The organism is Streptomyces sp. S.PB5, from assembly GCF_030403745.1.
Classification (GTDB): Bacteria; Actinomycetota; Actinomycetes; order Streptomycetales; family Streptomycetaceae; genus Streptomyces.
Genome location: NZ_JAQMWP010000066.1, coordinates 1 through 1,011, shown reverse-complemented (window position 1 = coordinate 1,011; position 1,011 = coordinate 1). Strand labels below are relative to the sequence as shown.

The 1,011-nt window shown below is 62.8% G+C and carries 1 protein-coding gene; it reads right to left on the bottom strand.

The window, feature by feature from the left end:
• Window positions 1–87: 87 nt before the first annotated feature.
• The gene (locus PH203_RS49590) at window positions 88–699 is read right to left on the bottom strand and encodes a DUF308 domain-containing protein (protein WP_289929541.1); all 612 of its coding nucleotides are present in this window, start codon (window positions 697–699) and stop codon (window positions 88–90) included.
• Window positions 700–1,011 lie beyond the last annotated feature (312 nt).

The window sequence follows — 1,011 nt, the reverse complement described above, 5'->3', positions numbered from 1 at the left end:
AGCAACGGTGAGATGGCACTTCCTCATATCTGTTACCTCCACATACCGAGGATCAGGATTGCTCGATCAGAGAATTCGGGTGGTACTTCAGTCGAACGAACGAAGACTTTGAGGACGCCGCCGGAAGGCACTCATGGCCTCCACCGAGCCGACAGAAACAAGCACAGAACCGACGACTGTTGTCAGCTGGCCGAGTGAGGAAAAGGGAAAGGCGGTCACGAACAGTCCGGCCGAGACCACTACCGCGTTGAGGAGGTCGTCGTACACGAACACATGCCTGATCGAGGACGGAATCATCGAGACTGCCATCGTGAAGCCACGCAGCAGCCAGCCGAAGCCGATCCACAGGCCCAGGAGGAACACCGAGTCCGCGTGGCCCCGGAAGAAGGCGCTCGCCAGGAAGAGAACGGCGAGAGCGCCGGCCGCCAGCAGCCATCGCACCGGCTGCGGAACCTTGGCCTCCCGCACGGTGAGCAGCTGAACCGCCCCCTGGACGGCCAGCTGTATCCCAAGCAGGACGCCTACAGCCGTCAACGTGAGACCCGGCGTGACCATCATCGTGACACCGACGCTCACCGCGACCAGCGCACCGGCCAGCATGGCGATCCGTGTGGTTACGCGAGTCCGCAGAGCGGCGCTCATTCGTGGACCGCGGTGAACGGCCTGCGTTTCGTACCGCGCGGTTTCCAGCTGTGCCATCGATTCACTTCCCACAACTTGAGGCCCGGTGCAGCAAGCGCACCCGACACGCTCCTCATCCCGCTGGCTCGTCCCGCGCCTTCCCATCCGTCATCTGACTGTTGGAATGGGCATGAAGCGCCTCGGACCACCGAACAGCGCCCCATGCCTACGGGAGCCAGGTGGCCGAGGAGACCGCCGCCAAGGTCCGGCGCGGTCGTCGGGAACGGCACAAAATGGGCTGATTGCCGGTGAATGCATATTTCCGACTGGTGACACGGGATTCCGGGAAACCGATCCCTTTAGTCGCCGGTGCCACGTCATCAGTTTCCC

Coding starts and splice junctions, on each gene's coding strand:
- PH203_RS49590 (WP_289929541.1), bottom strand. CDS start 699: ATGGCACAGCTGGAAACCGCGCGGTACGAAACGCAGGCCGTTCACCGC.